Here is a 13,393-nt window from a genome sequence, read left to right as displayed (position 1 = left end):
CTTGCTCCCCGTGACGCAAAGATATACAGTGTAGATCATGGCATATCCTTCGAAGACCAGCGCCGGGCAAATCACCGAAGCAGCCGTCGCCATTGTGGCGACGACCGGATTACGCGGGCTCTCATTGCGCGCGGTGGCGTCCTCACTCGGGGTCACGCCGATGACGATCTACCGGTACTTTGCCGACGTGTCTCAGCTGGAAGCTGCCGTCGGCGCGAGAGTCTCCGCAGCCCTGCTCGCCGTCCTGATAAAGGCCACCGAAGGACACTCCCCCGAAGCCGCCATCCGCGCTGTCGCCACCGCGTACCTCCGCTTCGCGCGGGACCATCAATTGAGGTACGAGGCGCTGCTTGTGCCACGGCCGGAGTCCGGAGAGGACGCTGTCGCACCCAAGGAGCTGTGGGACTTTTTTACGGGGCAGGTCGCCCGCCTTGTCGGCACAGACAGGGCAGGGGAGGCAGCCATGTCCCTGTGGGCCTTCTTGCACGGTGTTGCCGCGCTTCAGTCTGCACGCGTGTTCAATGAGGAAAAGCCGTTCAGCAGCGTTGTGTTCGGTCTGAGCGCGTGGCTGGCGGCAGCCCGACTGGCCGGCGAGCACTCCGTTGTTGCGCCCGATCTCACGCCATGACTGCCGTCGCCGCGCGGCCCTCCTCCGGAATCGTCACATGAGCAGAAATCAGATGCGCCATATCCGCCGTGGATTCACCGCGAGCATGTCTCTTTTGTTCGCCGTCGCAGCATCTGCACAATCCGCGGCGCCGACCCTGGACTCGGCCGCGCGGATCGTCGCCGAGGCGCAGGCAATCCCGCAAGGTGGCATCGACGAACTGAAAGCGGTCGACATTGGTGGGATCAAGCAGTGGATCAGCGTCCGGGGCACGAATCCGGACAACCCGGTTTTGCTGTTCATCCACGGCGGCCCCGGTTCGCCCATGATGCCGGAGAGTTGGATCTTCCAGCGGCCTTGGGAAGATTTCTTCACTGTCGTCCAATGGGACCAGCGCGGAGCCGGCAAAACACTTGCGGCCGCGTCGGGTCAGCCCGCAACGCCGCTGACCCTGGACCGCATGCAAGCGGACGCTGAAGAACTGGTCGATTATCTGCGCAAGACCTATGGCAAACAAAAGATTTTCCTCATGGGACATTCTTTTGGCAGTGTCCTCGGAATGCGGGTGGCCTTGCATCGGCCCGATGCGCTGTATGCCTATGTCGGCGTGGGGCAGATGATCAACGCTCGAAAGAACGAGGCGCAGAGTTGGGTCATGGCCAGGGCTGCCGCGGTGCAAGCGGGTAATACCGCCGCCGTGCACGAACTGGACGCACTGGCGCCATACCCCGGCCCGGCAGGGAGCCCGCTTTCTCTCGAAAAGATCGGTGGCGAGCGCAAGTGGGTGGTTGAGTTCGGCGGCATGCGATACGGGCGCCGCACTGATCCCGAAGATGTCTTTCAATCATTAAGTGCGGCTTACAACGACAGCGACCGTGAGGCAGCGCAGCGCGGCGAAATGCAGTCGGTTGTGCAACTGGTGCCGCAACTCATGGAAGTGAATTTTGAATCGAGCACGTCGTTCGCTTGCCCCGTGTTCTTCTTTGCCGGCCGCAACGACATGGCTACCCCTTCGGCAATCGTCGAGCAGTTCTATACCCACGTACGAGCTCCGAAAAAAGCGCTCTACACGATAGACCGGGCCGCCCACGACGTCATGTTCGACGCCCCCGGCCAGATGTTGGTTGACCTTGTCCGTGACATTCGGCCGTTGGCCACGCCATCACCACGCTCCGGGGAGTATGCAGCCGCTTTGCCAAATCAGTGACGCGAGTCATGACATGGCTTGGTGTCTTTGGGGCACGGCGGCGGGCAAGGTGATCTCAAATCGTGCGCCGCCTAGAGGCGACTCACTGACCTGAATATGCCCACGTTGCGAGACGATTGCACGACTTGCGATGGAGAGGCCAAGCCCGAATCCGCCGGTCTTCCTGTCGCGGCTGCGGTCCAGTCGATGAAAAGGCTCGAATATGACGTGTCGGTCAGCGGGCGGAATGCCGATGCCGTTATCGTCGACCTGGAGCACCCAGGAGTCGCCATGGATAAAGGCGGTCAAGGAAATCTCATCTTGACAGTATTTCATTGCATTCTTCAAAAGGTTCAACACCGCGCGCGAGGTGCGCCTCGGATCCAGGAGGGCGGCGGCGTCGGGAGTATCGACCGTGCAACGAACACGGTGAAAGTCCATTTCCAGGGCGAGGCTGCCGACAACGCTATCCAGCAGTTCGCTCATCCTTACCTCCTGGATCTCGTGTGGACGGTCGGCGCGGTCGATGGCGCCGTATGACAACAGCTCGCCGACGAGCGCGTCCAGCTCTTCCAGGTCGACTTTAAGCGCCTCGATGTGGCGTTTTCGCTGGTCGTCCGCAGTCGCCGACTGCAACAGGGCCAAGCCAAATCCACAACGGGCGATGGGGGTGCGCAGTTCATGTGAGATGGCGTTAATCATATCGTTCTGGCTGGCCACCAGCACCTCAATGCGTCCGGCCATGGCGTCAAAGCACGCCGCCAGCGACCCGAGTTCCGATCCTTTAGCGAGGTTGACGCGCCCATTCAAACGGCCTTGTCCAAATGCTTCTGCGGCGCCACGTAGTCGGCCGAGATCGCGCCAGTGCCCCCGCAGCCAGCCGTAGATACTGAGCACCAGGATCAGGCTGAAGATGCTCCACGCCAGCAAGTTGAAAGCGTTGGTAACGACGCTATAGTGGATGCGTCGCAGCTTCAGTAGCGTCGGGGATCCCGGCATGGCGACCGCCACCTCACCGGGCCCGGTGGTGACGGTCATGCCCGAGGCGAGTCGCCGGGCGTCAGCAGGGGAGAATGGGTGCCGAGCCAACGGTTCGAGCGCGACAGGAAAGAGCGACAGGGGCGCTCGAAAGCGATCGATGTAGATCTGCCATTGGTCTGGTGGGACGCGGGAGAGTCTGTCGCGAAAGGTGTACAGCGATTCGCTGAGATCGCTGTCCGGAGTCGTGTCGAACCGCACGACGAAGAGGTGGTGAAGAACAGGTACCACCACGGTCGCCGACAGTGCGATGCTACCCAGGAGGATGAAGAAAAGCCGATAGAAACTCCGAAGCGGGCCCATTAGTCCTCCCAGGCATACGGATTGAACAAATAGCCTTGGCCCCATACCGTTTTGATCTTTTGCGGCTCCTGCGCTAAATCGTCAAATCGTCGGCGCAGCCGTGACACTCCTGCATCAATGGTTCGGTCCAGGCCGTCGAAACCCACGCCGCGCAACGATCGCATCAAGTCGTCCCGAGTAAGGACAACCCCCGGGGAAAGCGCGAAGATGCGCAGCAGGTTGTACTCGACCGTTTTGAGGTCGAGTACTTTACCTTTCCATTGTGCTTCCCTTGCAACGTCGTCGATGCACAGCTGGCCGAAGACGACCCGGGACGGGTGAGTCGGTTCGACGGTCGTTGGCTCGACCGCCGTGCGCCGCAATATGGCACGCAGCCGCGCGAGCAGAAGTCGAGGCTCCACGGGTTTCAGGACATAGTCGTCCGCACCAATCTCCAGTCCGGCGATCTGGTCGTATACGTCTGCCCGCGCCGTGAGCATCAAGATGGGAGTGCGTGCAGCACTCCGTATACGACGGCACACCTCTACGCCGTCCAGGCCAGGCAGCATCAAGTCGAGAACGACCACGTCAGGAGCCAGCTGGGCAAAGCGCTCGACTGCGTCGGTCCCCGAGCTGACGACATGTACGGCGAATTCATAGTTGCCCAGGAATTCCGCGATCAAAGCGGCAAGGCGGACGTCGTCTTCGACGAGTAATAGTTGGTAGCAGGCCATGGTTTTTCAGACAACAAAGGGCCCGTCTAATGTAGCCGATCTAGTGCACGGAACACGCGTGTAACGCGGCGAACGAGACGATCGACAAATCGCTGCAGATAACCACAAAAAAAGACATTTGGGACTCAATTTACCCACAGACGCGCGGGGCGCACCAACCTACGATTACGCTCCCACTTCAGAACTCCCCAGCAATGAAAAAACCGGTTATTTCGCTCGCTACTCTGATGTTGTTCGCCGGTATCGCCCAGGCTAACCCCGCTGACACTTCCTACCTTGTCGGCGGCGGATTTTCGTATCTGCCTCGCTACGCAGGAAGTAAGGATTACCGCGTTGCACCCCAGTTGGTGGCTTCAGCACATTTCAGTAATGGCTTCTTTGCAGACCTCGCGCAGGGCGTCGGCTATGAGATCACACTGGGCCAACATTGGGTGTTCACCGGTTCTGCGGGGTTCGATCCCGGGCGCAAAGATCAGAACGATGCGATCCGGCCGGGCTCCGATTTCCTGAAGGGCATGGGCGACATCAGGCAGTCGGCTGTCGGCAACGTTGGTGCCACCTATCGTTTCAGCGAAATCGCCGATGTCTCCGTGGTCGCGAGTAAGGCGCTTGGCCACTCCTACGGCGCGACCCTGCATTTGCAAGGGCGCCTGGCAGTCTGGCAAGCCGATCACGACAGCATTGAACTGACAGGATCGGTAGACATCGCCAATAGGGACTATACGCAAACGTACTTCGGCGTGACGCAGGAGCAGAGCCGGGCCAGTCGCTTCGCGCCCTTTGTGGGACGTGGGGGTATCTACGCCGAACAGGTCGGCGTGTCGTGGACGCACGCCCTGGGAACGCACTGGTCGAGCCGGCTTACGTTGGGCGGCACGCATTACGCAAAAGCTGTTAGCGACAGTCCCGTGGTTCAGAAGGCGAACGCCGTGGGTGGTGCATATGCTCTGGTCTATCAGTTCTAAGGGCACCGGTCCCAACAATGGGGGCGCGGCCGAGGGCGGCACGATAGTGCATGTTGTCTGGCGCTGGGTCGCGCTTGTCATGTTGGTGGCCGGTGGTTTGGCCATGTATCCCAAGCACCACGACGATCACGACACGGCCGACCAGCGCCTGCAGTTCATGGCAGACCCACGCGCCGGCGAGGCGTATATGTCGGTTGTGGCCCACACCGCGTCGGTGACGTGGGAGTGGGGCAGCGCTCATCGTGTCCTGCAGGCGCAAGTGCTCGTCAACACGGTCTTGACCAACCCGAGAACCGTCCAGGTACTCCGGTTGCGGGCCAACGGTGTCGAGCTGGTGCTTATCGGAAAGGCTGGGATCTTCTTCTGCACGGAAGGGTGCGACGCTTTTCATCTTCCGCTGGCCTGGTCGTTCAATCGTGACGGGTGAACCCGTTGCGCTCAACAAGCGACCGTCGGTAGGCGCCAGGGCTCTGGTGGCGAAGCCTCTTGAAGGCGTTGGTAAGGTGACTTTGATCGGCAAAGCCACAATGTGCAGCCACGGCGGCTAGGGATAGCTCGGTTTCCGCGATCAGACCCTGCGCCCGATCGATCCGTTTTTCCAGGTGCCATCGGCTCGGGCTCATGCCGGTGGCAATCTTGAACGCGCGCGAAAAGTGCTCGCGGGACACCCCGCAAGCACGTGTGGCTTCTCGAACGGCCAACCTCACCGATGTCTGATTGCTCATACACGAGAGCGCGACGCGAAGTTGCCAGTTGGCTAGCGCACCGCGAGCTTTTCGGCCGTGCGCATCCATTGCAGTTACGCGGCCGATGCCGGAACGAGGCGCATCGCCTCAAAGCCGAGTTTGCCGGCAAATACTTCTTGAACGAGCACGGCGGAAGGCAGTGGCCGCCACGCTACCTCGATCTGGTCAATTCGCCCGTTTTCATCCAGATGCAGGTGCTCGTTGCCTTTCACCGAGATTCCGTTGCAGGTGAAACTGAAGAAGACGGCGACGTCTCGCTCCGAAGCGAACCGTAGGTTCACATCTAGCGTGTCGATTGTCTCTAGAAACCCGGTAAGCACCTCAACGACCGCCTCCTTACCTTCGGTCGGCTCAGGAAAGATCGGACCCAGGAGAACAATGTTGTCGGCGAAGTGGGGGACGATCCGCAGACTGTCCCTGTTGCTGAGTGCCTCGAAGTAGGCGTCTACATGTGCCGTGTTCATTCGGATGAATCCTATGGTTAGTTGCGTTTGACTTCAGGACCTGGCCTGCCTCTCGCGGGCACGTTGAATGCGGAACTGGTCCAGCGGCAGGCCGCTCTGCCCGATGTCCTCGATGTCGTGCTCGTGAAAAAGCACGATGGTGTCGTCATGCGGCTTGCCCATGACATCGAAGAGCAGGTCGGCGATTCCTTTGTAAACGGCCGCCTTCTGTTCGGGGGTGGTGCGGACTGCACCCGGGCTGGTGCCCTCACGGGTCACAAGGATGTTTACGATCGGCATAAGGTTCTCCAAGAGGGTGGGGCCGCCTGGCGCGCGCCCCTGGTTAGGTCAGCGACCGGCGATCAAGCCGCCATCGACGTGCAGGATTTCGCCCGTGGAGAAGGCCGCATCCTCGAGATAGAGCACCGCGCGGACGATGTCTTCGACCTCGCCCAGCTTGTTCATCGGGTGGAAAGCCGCCAGCTGGTCGACCATTTTCGGATCGTGCATGGGGGTGCGGATGACCCCGGGTGCCACGGCGTTCACTCGGACGCCGCGCGTGGCATATTCAATTGCCAGGCTCTTGGTGGCGGAGTTCATGCCGCCCTTCGTCAGCATTGCGATAAAGGCGGGACCCCGCGAGCTGGCGAACTCCGCCGTCGACGCCGTGATCTGAACGATGTGGCCATTGCCCTGTTTCAACATGACAGGGGCGACCTGCTGGGTAGTGAAGAAAAACCCGTCCAGGTTCGTCTTCAGCTTCAGCCGATAGTCTTCTTCGGTGTAGTCGACGAACGGCTTGCCGATGAAGATCCCGGCATTGTTCACCAGCGTATCGATGCGACCGAACTTCTCGAGCGCCGCCGCAACCAGGCGCTTGCCCGTCTCCGGATCACCGATATCACCGGCCACCGTCACCAGGTCCGGATCCGTGGAGGGCTTGATGGAGCGGGACGTGGCAACCACGGCATAACCGCGTGCACGAAACCCGTTGACGATGCCCTCGCCGATACCCTGGGATGCCCCGGTGACGATGGCCACTTTCTTGGTCTGTGACATTGTTCTGCTCCGTTGTGCTTGCGTGATGGGCAGAATCTACGGCACTGTACGGGTCTCGAAAATTGGCTATATCCGATCAATGGCTGTTCAAAAACGTACAGACCTCGACTGGCAGGACGTCAGGGTGTTCGTGGCTCTGGCCCGGCAGGGCAGCCTGTCCGCCACTGCTCGCATGCTCTCTGTCAGTCACGCCACGGTGGCGCGCAGGATTCATTCCCTGGAGCAAAGTCTCGGCGAGAAGCTCGTTGAGCGGCGGCTCGAGGGCTACGTGCTGACGCCGGCTGGGACGCATGCGCTGGAGGCTGCAAGCGATATGGAGCAGTCAGCCCAGATCCTCGGCCGAGGCATGACCGATGGTTCCCCTGCCGGATTGGTGCGGGTCAGTGCATCGCCGGGGCTTTCGTCAGGATTCCTCACGTCGCGCCTCGTGCTTCTGGCCATGCGTTACCCGCGGCTCGATATCGACCTCGCGCCGGTCCTTCGGTCGGTCAGTCTTGAGCGCCACGAGGCAGATATCGCCATCCGGTTCGACAAGCCGACGGACGGTGACATCATCGCCCGCCCGCTGACTACGGTGGGCTATGGGTTTTACGGTACGGATGCGGCTTGTCGATCCGTCGAGGCCGGTGGCGACCTTGTTCTCATTGGCTTCAACGAGTCGGATGCTTATATATCCGCAGCAACATGGATGTCCGAGACTTTTCCACGGGCTCGCGTCGCCTTCCGTGCCAAGGATCAGTTCCTTCAATCGATTGCCGCGCGATCAGGCGCTGGCCTTGCGCTCATTCCTCACTACATCGGCCGAAGCGATCCGCTGTTGCGCATCTGTGACCTGGGTGCGTTGCCCTCATCGAGGGACGTTTACCTGGTGACCCGTCGGCGCGACCGGAAGGATGCGTCCATCCGGGTCATCGCTGACGAGATCGTCGAAATGTTTGAGAGGGAAACCGAGTTGTTTCGTTAAACAATATCTGAATCCACCATCTTGAAATTTCCGCCCGGCGGAATAAATTACGCATCGCCGGTCGCTTCGGGACCGGCACCAGAGTCCGGTCCGAACCTTAGAGGACCATCCATTTTGCTCACACGAGGATTTGGCTATGACCCTTCTCAATGTTGCTCCCCTTTATCGCTCAAGCGTCGGCTTTGACCGCGTACTCGACCTGCTTGAAGCGTCCACTCGCGCGCCGTCGACGGATAACTATCCGCCCTTCGACTCCGTCAAGCTCAGTGAAGACGAATATCGCGTCACCATGGCAGTGGCCGGTTTTCGCGAGGACGACCTCGACATCACCATCCATGGCAATGCGCTGACGGTCAGCGGCGAGCGCCAGGACAAGCCGGAAGGCGAGTACCTGCACCGGGGCATTGCAACGCGGCCCTTCCAGCGCCGGTTTGAGCTTGCCGAACACATGCACGTCGTCGGGGCAAGGCTCGCTGATGGACTCCTGTCGATTGAGCTGAAGCGCGAAGTGCCGGAAGCATTGAAGCCGCGTCGGATCAACATCGATTCCGAACGCTCTTCACATGAATCGGTTAAACAGTTGCTCGACCAAGCCGCTGCTTAACCACCGATAGAGGCCCCGCAAGGAGGCGGGGCCCTTCCGCGTGACAGACCGTGAAGGCCGAGTCTGCATCCTGGTGTCAAACGACGACATAGGTTGTCCTGCGTTCACGGTTGCGGCCCCATGTATTCACGGGCCAGCGGCAAGACTTAGCGCTCTGCATTTCCATGCGAGCGTTTCATGTCCGGTTCTTCCGTCGAAGCAGCCTTCGCTGCACATCTAGCGAGCAAGACGTTTCCGTGCCTTGCGGCAAAAACTGCGTTCGCCCGCGACCAGGTCACACATGTCGAAGCGACCGACATCAGGTGTGGGAAGGACGACGCGGCAATTGCCGAAGCCATCGAGGCGTTTGCAACACGCCACAAGCCCGACCACGTCTTTCATAGCCTGGTCGTCCATTTCCCTGGCAGCCCGGAACTCGACGAGATCTCTTTCGAGCAGTGCCTTTTTTCGCGCCTTCAGGGCATCCACGACGTGGACCTTGAGCGTTTCGAGTGGGACAGAACGGTCAGTCCCGACCCGTCAGACAAAAAGTTCTCGATGAGCGTGGGCGGCAAAAGCTTCTATGTCATCGGCTTGCACCCAGGCGCGAGCCGCGCGGCTCGGCGGCTGTCCCATCCAGCCATGGTTTTCAACCTACACGCCCAGTTTGAATATCTCCGGGAGCAGGGACGCTATGACCGCCTGCGTGAAGCGATCATCGAACGCGATGTTGCGTTGAACGGTTCGGCGAACCCCATGCTAGCCGTGCACGGCGAAAGCTCGGAAGCACTGCAGTACAGTGGCCGACACATCCAGGGTGCATGGGAATGCCCCTTCAAACCCCATGGGAGCAAGCAGTGACGGAAGTGATTCAGCCCCAAAGCGGGGTAGCGTTCCTGTTGCCGGCAGGTCAAACCCTCACTGTTATCGATCCTGAGGGCGAACAGGTCGCCGACCTCATCGCTTTCGGTAAGCACGACACCAACGAGGTTCTGTCGTCAGGGCGGACACTCGACTACGCCAGCAAGATTTACCTGTCGACAGGCGACTTGCTCTATTCGAACCGCAGCAACGTCATGCTCGAAATTATGGAAGACGACGTAGGCCGCCATGACTTTCTGCTGGCGCCTTGCTCAGCGGAGATGTTCCGTAAGCTTTACGGTCACGACGAGCCGCACCGGGGTTGCTTTGGGAACCTGCGTGCAGCGCTGGCGCCTCACGGTATCCAAGGCGACCAGATCCCGACGGCGTTCAACGTCTTCATGAATGTGCCAGTCAACGGACAGACAGGAACCTTGACGGTCGAGCCACCTCTGAGCAAGCCAGGCGACAGGACACGGTTTCGCGCACACATGGATCTTGTCATCGGCCTGACGGCCTGCTCGGCGGGGATGTCGAACAACTTTCAGTTCAAGCCCATCCACTATGAGATTGACTAAGGATTGCTACGTCCGCGAATGCTCGCGGTGTTCGGCATCCATCCAGTAGTGAGGCCTGCCCGCCGCGTGTTCGAGGGTTCTGGCGAGTGCGTCAGTCATCGCTTCGCCGAGAAGGACCGACCTCAGAACCTCACCGTCCGCATCGAGAACCTGCGCCTTCTCCCCGAGCCCGACTACGCCGAAATCGTCCAGCTCTCGAAGAATGGCCAGAAGATTCGCCAGTCGGATGCGCTGTTCTTCACATGCGTACGAGAGCGATTTGCGTCGGAGCATCGGAGCATTCCGGTCGGCGGCGGGAGGGGATTGAGCATGCGTTTTGGTAGCGCTCACCGCCGTCGCGGATTTGTATGCGCCGCGTAACGTCGGTGAAGCCGCAGTTCGGCAGCGTCAGGTTCCCGTCTTGCCGTTGGCTTCGTCGACCTTCTTCGACTGCGGAGAATCTTTTTGTCGCAGGAAAATGGAAAGAACCACGAGCGAGAAAACGGCAAGGAACTCCGATTGCCAATTTGAAAGGATTCAAACCAGAACGAAGGGTCGACGGCGTACTGGCGGAGACTTTCCGGTGGCTGGTGGTGCATGAGAGCGTCGGCAACGGATTTGCGCCAGCTTCCGAAAAGATGGCCCGTGAAGCTCAGCAGGAAAAGAAAGAGGAAGGCGATCGACAGGGAGTTGGCATAGAGCCAGCGCATGATGCCACCCTTGCGCCATGCCTTCGGTTGGAGATGGATGGGCGTGGGCTCACCATCTTTTTCTTCGATGTCGTCCATCGGCCGCGATTCGGCGGAGCCTTTTTGGCGAAGCCAGACGGTGAGCACGACATACACGCCCATCTGCAGGAATTCCGACTCCCAGTTTTCAAACGTCGCCGACCACAAGTCTCCACTTGCCAGATATTCGGCAAACCGCAGCGACGGCTGGTGGTGTTCAGCCAGTTCCTGATTGTGCGCAGCGAAGCCCGTGGCGACCTGGGCGGACCAGGCCGAAAGCATCATGAGCAGAACCACGATGCTCAGACCGTTTCTTCTGAGGAAGCGTTTCATAGATGTCCTTGTGAAGCCCGAACAAGCCAGTGACGTTGGCTACGCTGGTCCGACCTGAAGCCGACCTAGCCCCGGTCCGCAACACTGCCAGGGGAGCGCGTAGCCATGCCGAGCGCCTCTGCGGCCATCGCCGCCGTCTCCGCCGAGCGGCTCTGATAGATCGACGCCTGTTCGGTCTGCCCGTGCGCCTGCATTTCTTCCGCAAGCAGTTGCAGCAAGAACGATTTCTCGCAAAGCGCCCGATACGCAGACCACAGCGCCTGGTCGGTGTCCTGACTTTGCTCGTGCGCTAGCGTTTCGAGGGTAAAGCGATGGCCGGTGTAACACGTGAACGCGCTGGGCGAGCCATTGACGCGTTGTAGCGATCCTTTGCAGGAGGGGCACACGAAGACTGTCCGGTTCGACGCGTGAAAGTCGACGCCTAACCCGACCTCGACAGGGCCCGTTTCCGTCTCCACGGCCTCCTGGTCGCCGCCAGCCGCGACATTTGCAACCCAGTCGATGATCGCCTTGGGAATATCCTTCACCGGGAGACTCCGTTCGGCGGCACCATGCAGGAGAGCGTGGTGTGGCATGCCGGGGGCGACCGCCTCGTCTGGATTCTGCACGAGGGTCCGGCCACCTGCTTGCCGGATGGCGAGGAGCCCTTGGGTGCCGTCGCTCAGGTCGCCCGTCAAGACTATGCCGAGCGCTCCGACACCCTGGCTCGCGATGCTTCGGAAGAGTGGATCGACCGCCGGCCGCGCATGATGCTCCTTGGGACCGCGCCACAACATCACACGTCCTTCCTGCACCGTCATATGGTGGTCCGGCGGAGCGACGTAGATCCGCCCCGCAACGACGGGATCGCCATGAAGGGCATGATCCGCGGGGAGCAGCGCGCTCCGCGACACAATCCGCGGAAGGATGCTTGGGTGCGAGTCCACATGCAGCACGAGAAATACGGCGGCAGCTAAGTCGCCTGGCAGTCCAGCGCAGACGGTGCGCAGCGCTTCGACACCGCCCGTCGAGGCGCCGATCGCGACCAGTGGCGGCATCGAGACGGGCTCGAGAGCGCGGCTTTCCCCGACGGGGCCTGCCGCCGTGGCTTCGTCTTCCGGATCCCGTTCACTGCCCATAAAAGCTCTCTTCGATGTCCCTGGGAAAATCGTGTCCGCCGCAGCGTGACGGGGCGATGCAGGCGAGGGCTAATCGTGCTCACGATCTTCCGTGCGATTGGCAGTGTGGCCCTCCTCTCCGATCCCGTCGCCAACTCGACTTCCAGCCGCGCGCGTCCGACCCTTGAATCGCAAGTCCTCAATACTGTCTTCACGCAGGTTTTCTCCCCCGGTTACACCCAAGGGTCGAACGTGGACGGCACACAAAAGAGGACCCAACCATGACGGAATCTGAAAAGAGAAAAACCGATCTGCCGCCGTTAGTGCCTGACACCGCGGCTGACCATGTTGAGAAAAAGCCCAAGCCCAAGGAATCCCCGCAGCAAACCCATGACGACGAAGACCACGGCTGAGACAGGAGATGCCCATGGCTGACCAGAATCACAAACCGCAATCGGGCGACCGGAATCTCGATTACGTCGCCAAGCAGGACAAGCCGCTGCAGGACCAGCGCGATAAGAAAATCGAGAAGGGTGAGGAAAAAATGGACAAGGCGTCCAAGCGCGACGAGGGCGTGCGCTGACCCAGGGCAGGTTCTCGACGAATTCCTCCTGAGAAAGGGGTATCCCCATGCGTTCACTACTTATAGGTCTCCTCGTCTGCTCATTGCCGCTACTGGCGTATGGTCAGGAGGAGGCTGGTCACCCCGCTGACGTCAAAAAGCAGACCGCTAACTCGGCGCCCCAGACCGTCGTCGAAACGCCAGCCACGCGAAAGAAAGAGGCAAACGAACACCTGACCGACGGGCTGAATACTACTGGCGACAAGAATAAGGGACCCCGGGACGCGTACGGGACGCCACGCCCCGAGCCTTTGAAAGGGCAGGGTACGAACACGAGCACCGAAACGATGCGCGCAGCCGACAAGAAGCATTGATTATGCCGCTGTCGTTGAAGCCTGAGCATAGGGAAAGTCCGAGTGGAAAGGACGAAACCCCGACGGCGGTGGGCAGCGTCGTCTTGTTGCGGGTCGCCGCTATCGGAGCCGGGATCCTGGTGCTTGTCGGTGTCGTTGTCGTGGCCGTCATTCGGCTTGCGGGGTGACAGTCCGGCCTCGCCATGAGGACATCACAAACGTGGACAGGCTGTTCACCGTGTTTTGACCTCCCTCCACGCGCGGCGCAGCGATTCTCCCGGCACGAAATCACGGG

18 protein-coding genes and 1 pseudogene are annotated in these 13,393 nt (G+C 60.4%); 10 read left to right on the top strand and 9 right to left on the bottom strand.

Annotated features, from left to right (window positions below):
- The first annotated feature begins 37 nt into the window (after positions 1–37).
- Entirely contained in the window at positions 38–628 is a 591-nt protein-coding gene (locus tag ACVWWJ_RS12160; RefSeq protein ID WP_456968050.1) for a TetR/AcrR family transcriptional regulator, read from the top strand.
- Between the two features lie 37 nt (positions 629–665).
- On the top strand, positions 666–1,814 hold the full coding sequence (locus ACVWWJ_RS12155; RefSeq protein ID WP_456968049.1) for an alpha/beta fold hydrolase: 1,149 nt from the start codon (positions 666–668) through the stop codon (positions 1,812–1,814).
- A 6-nt stretch (positions 1,815–1,820) separates the two neighbouring features.
- Here the strand turns inward: ACVWWJ_RS12155 and ACVWWJ_RS12150 are convergent, their stop codons facing one another.
- Positions 1,821–3,134 (bottom strand): ATP-binding protein, encoded by a 1,314-nt coding sequence (locus ACVWWJ_RS12150; RefSeq protein WP_456968048.1) that lies wholly within the window; start codon positions 3,132–3,134, stop codon positions 1,821–1,823.
- Positions 3,134–3,847, bottom strand: coding sequence for a response regulator (locus tag ACVWWJ_RS12145; protein WP_456968047.1), 714 nt, complete (start codon positions 3,845–3,847; stop codon positions 3,134–3,136). The genes ACVWWJ_RS12150 and ACVWWJ_RS12145 overlap by 1 nt, the downstream gene beginning before the upstream one ends.
- A gap of 194 nt (positions 3,848–4,041) precedes the next feature.
- Between ACVWWJ_RS12145 and ACVWWJ_RS12140 the strand changes: the two genes are divergently transcribed.
- Together ACVWWJ_RS12140 and ACVWWJ_RS12135 are read left to right on the top strand one after the other, a co-directional pair.
- Positions 4,042–4,812, top strand: coding sequence for a MipA/OmpV family protein (locus tag ACVWWJ_RS12140; RefSeq protein ID WP_456968046.1), 771 nt, complete (start codon positions 4,042–4,044; stop codon positions 4,810–4,812).
- The gene (locus tag ACVWWJ_RS12135) at positions 4,790–5,239 is read left to right on the top strand and encodes a hypothetical protein (protein ID WP_456968045.1); all 450 of its coding nucleotides are present in this window, start codon (positions 4,790–4,792) and stop codon (positions 5,237–5,239) included. The genes ACVWWJ_RS12140 and ACVWWJ_RS12135 overlap by 23 nt, the downstream gene beginning before the upstream one ends.
- On the opposite strand, the gene ACVWWJ_RS12130 is transcribed toward ACVWWJ_RS12135, so the two are convergent.
- The 4 genes from ACVWWJ_RS12130 to ACVWWJ_RS12115 all read right to left on the bottom strand — a co-directional run bounded on the left by ACVWWJ_RS12130 (position 5,223) and on the right by ACVWWJ_RS12115 (position 7,060).
- Complete coding sequence (locus ACVWWJ_RS12130) at positions 5,223–5,537, bottom strand: helix-turn-helix domain-containing protein (protein WP_456968044.1); 315 nt, start codon at positions 5,535–5,537, stop codon at positions 5,223–5,225. The genes ACVWWJ_RS12135 and ACVWWJ_RS12130 overlap by 17 nt on opposite strands.
- 74 nt (positions 5,538–5,611) lie before the next feature.
- On the bottom strand, positions 5,612–6,022 hold the full coding sequence (locus tag ACVWWJ_RS12125; RefSeq protein WP_456968043.1) for a nuclear transport factor 2 family protein: 411 nt from the start codon (positions 6,020–6,022) through the stop codon (positions 5,612–5,614).
- 33 nt (positions 6,023–6,055) lie between these two features.
- Positions 6,056–6,301, bottom strand: coding sequence for a tautomerase family protein (locus tag ACVWWJ_RS12120; RefSeq protein WP_456968042.1), 246 nt, complete (start codon positions 6,299–6,301; stop codon positions 6,056–6,058).
- 48 nt (positions 6,302–6,349) lie between these two features.
- The gene (locus ACVWWJ_RS12115) at positions 6,350–7,060 is read right to left on the bottom strand and encodes an SDR family NAD(P)-dependent oxidoreductase (RefSeq protein ID WP_456968041.1); all 711 of its coding nucleotides are present in this window, start codon (positions 7,058–7,060) and stop codon (positions 6,350–6,352) included.
- Here ACVWWJ_RS12115 and ACVWWJ_RS12110 point away from each other — a divergent pair.
- The 4 genes from ACVWWJ_RS12110 (at position 7,035) to ACVWWJ_RS12095 (ending at position 10,046) form a co-directional block, all read left to right on the top strand.
- Entirely contained in the window at positions 7,035–8,024 is a 990-nt protein-coding gene (locus tag ACVWWJ_RS12110; RefSeq protein ID WP_456969702.1) for a LysR family transcriptional regulator, read from the top strand. The two genes, ACVWWJ_RS12115 and ACVWWJ_RS12110, sit on opposite strands and share 26 nt — an antisense overlap.
- Positions 8,025–8,160: 136 nt before the next feature.
- On the top strand, positions 8,161–8,628 hold the full coding sequence (locus tag ACVWWJ_RS12105; protein WP_456968040.1) for an Hsp20 family protein: 468 nt from the start codon (positions 8,161–8,163) through the stop codon (positions 8,626–8,628).
- 177 nt (positions 8,629–8,805) lie between these two features.
- Positions 8,806–9,468 carry a guanitoxin biosynthesis heme-dependent pre-guanitoxin N-hydroxylase GntA gene (gene gntA / locus ACVWWJ_RS12100; protein ID WP_456968039.1) on the top strand — a complete coding sequence of 221 codons (663 nt, stop codon included), beginning with the start codon at positions 8,806–8,808 and terminating at the stop codon, positions 9,466–9,468.
- Positions 9,465–10,046 carry a DUF1989 domain-containing protein gene (locus ACVWWJ_RS12095; protein WP_456968037.1) on the top strand — a complete coding sequence of 194 codons (582 nt, stop codon included), beginning with the start codon at positions 9,465–9,467 and terminating at the stop codon, positions 10,044–10,046. The genes gntA and ACVWWJ_RS12095 overlap by 4 nt, the downstream gene beginning before the upstream one ends.
- A gap of 6 nt (positions 10,047–10,052) precedes the next feature.
- On the opposite strand, the gene ACVWWJ_RS12090 is transcribed toward ACVWWJ_RS12095, so the two are convergent.
- The 3 genes and pseudogenes from ACVWWJ_RS12090 to ACVWWJ_RS12080 form a co-directional block, all read right to left on the bottom strand.
- The gene (locus ACVWWJ_RS12090) at positions 10,053–10,319 is read right to left on the bottom strand and encodes a hypothetical protein (RefSeq protein ID WP_456968036.1); all 267 of its coding nucleotides are present in this window, start codon (positions 10,317–10,319) and stop codon (positions 10,053–10,055) included.
- A 114-nt stretch (positions 10,320–10,433) separates the two neighbouring features.
- Positions 10,434–11,086, bottom strand: a pseudogene (locus ACVWWJ_RS12085) (DUF6766 family protein).
- A gap of 65 nt (positions 11,087–11,151) precedes the next feature.
- Entirely contained in the window at positions 11,152–12,123 is a 972-nt protein-coding gene (locus ACVWWJ_RS12080) for a chemotaxis protein CheB (protein ID WP_456968035.1), read from the bottom strand.
- A 341-nt stretch (positions 12,124–12,464) separates the two neighbouring features.
- Between ACVWWJ_RS12080 and ACVWWJ_RS12075 the strand changes: the two genes are divergently transcribed.
- Complete coding sequence (locus ACVWWJ_RS12075) at positions 12,465–12,596, top strand: hypothetical protein (RefSeq protein ID WP_456968034.1); 132 nt, start codon at positions 12,465–12,467, stop codon at positions 12,594–12,596.
- A 14-nt stretch (positions 12,597–12,610) separates the two neighbouring features.
- The gene (locus tag ACVWWJ_RS12070; RefSeq protein ID WP_456968033.1) at positions 12,611–12,766 is read left to right on the top strand and encodes a hypothetical protein; all 156 of its coding nucleotides are present in this window, start codon (positions 12,611–12,613) and stop codon (positions 12,764–12,766) included.
- The last annotated feature ends 627 nt before the right edge of the window (positions 12,767–13,393 follow it).

The sequence above is a fragment of the Luteibacter sp. HA06 genome (genome assembly GCF_054061215.1).
This window is presented reverse-complemented; position numbering and strand designations above follow the sequence as displayed.